Origin of the sequence: Cryobacterium sp. TMT3-29-2 (genome assembly GCF_004564305.1) — a bacterium.
In the GTDB taxonomy this organism is placed as follows: Bacteria; Actinomycetota; Actinomycetes; order Actinomycetales; family Microbacteriaceae; genus Cryobacterium; species Cryobacterium sinapicolor.
Window position 1 is genome coordinate 1 of sequence record NZ_SOGK01000054.1, and the last position, 1,415, is coordinate 1,415.

The following is a 1,415-nucleotide window of genomic DNA, read 5'->3' on the forward strand; positions in this document are numbered from 1 at the left end:
CTAGTACTACAGTCGCGTTTATTTTTGGCTGTATCGGCGTTTTGATCGGATTTTTGCCCCGAATCCTGTTAATCATGACGGGTGAACGATGATATTTGGGTGGCAGAGGTACAGGAATGGGCGCAGGGCCTCGAGGAGATCCGCGGGTTGATTGGGGACGAGTTTGCACGCTCGGAACCGCGGAACAACGCGGTCAGTTACATTCGTGGCCTGCTCTCGGACGAGGAGCGGAAGAACTCCTGGAGCTTGTCTGAGCGGGCCGGCCATGGCACCCCTGATGGGATGCAGCGGCTGCTCTCGACCACGGATTGGGACCCGGATGCCGTGCGCGATGCCTTGTTCGGCTACGTGAAAAAGCACCTGGGCGACCCCACGGGGATTTTGGCGATTGACGAGACCGGATTCCTGAAAAAGGGGACGGCGTCGGCCGGGGTGGCCCGCCAGTATTCGGGCACCGCGGGGCGGGTGGAAAACTGCCAGATCGGGGTGTTTCTCACCTACGCGTCCTCGGCCGGGCGGACCTTCCTGGACCGGGAGCTGTACCTGCCCAAAGCCTGGATCGACGACGCCGAGCGGTGCAAGCAGGCGGGAATCCCCGAGGACCGGGTGATGGCCACCAAGCCCGTGCTGGCCGCCGAGATGATCGAGCGCGCCCTGGACGCCGGCATCGAGGCCGAATGGACCACCGGGGATGCCGTCTACGGCCAACACACCGGGCTGCGCCGCCGGCTGGAGGCCCGCGGCATGAATTACGTGATGGCCGTGCCCATGAACCAGCGCGCCATCACGTCGACCCCGGGTTCATTGGGCGCCGAAGGGCGGGCCGATCAGCTCTTCGCCGCCCTGGACGGGAGGGCCTGGCGCACCCGCACCGCCGGCACCGGGACCAAGGGCGAACGGCTCTACTCTTGGGCCAGGATTCGCATCAACGGCCCCGCCGAGACAGGGGAACACTGGCTGCTGGCCCGCCGCTCCCTGAAAGACCCCACCGACCTGGCCTACTACATCTGCCACACACCCGAGAACGCCACCCTGATCGAGCTGGCCCGGGTCGCCGGGGCCCGCTGGGCCATCGAGGAAACCTTCCAAACCTCCAAAGGCGAAACCGGGCTCGACCACTACCAAGTGCGGCAATATGGCGGCTGGTACCGGCACATCACCCTCTCCATGTTCGCCCACGCCTTCCTCAGCGTCGTCCGCTCAAAAAAGGGGGCCCACATCCAGGCTCCGACCAGCTGGTAAGGCTCTCACTGCCCGAAATCAGGCACCTCATCACACGGATCGCCTGGCATCAGGAATCAGACCCCCGCCACGTGATCCGCTGCTCCCTCTGGCGACGAAAACACCAACACCGCGCCCAGCAATGCCACTACAAAACCCGCGGCCACACCCCACAAACGCAACTGTAGTACTAG

Annotated in this window: 1 protein-coding gene; it reads left to right on the top strand. The window is 64.4% G+C overall.

Translation table 11 applies throughout. The features are described from left to right. Window positions 1–99: 99 nt before the first annotated feature. Window positions 100–1,242, top strand: a complete 1,143-nt coding sequence (locus E3O67_RS06805; protein WP_370260291.1) for an IS701 family transposase — start codon at window positions 100–102, stop codon at window positions 1,240–1,242. The last annotated feature ends 173 nt before the right edge of the window (window positions 1,243–1,415 follow it).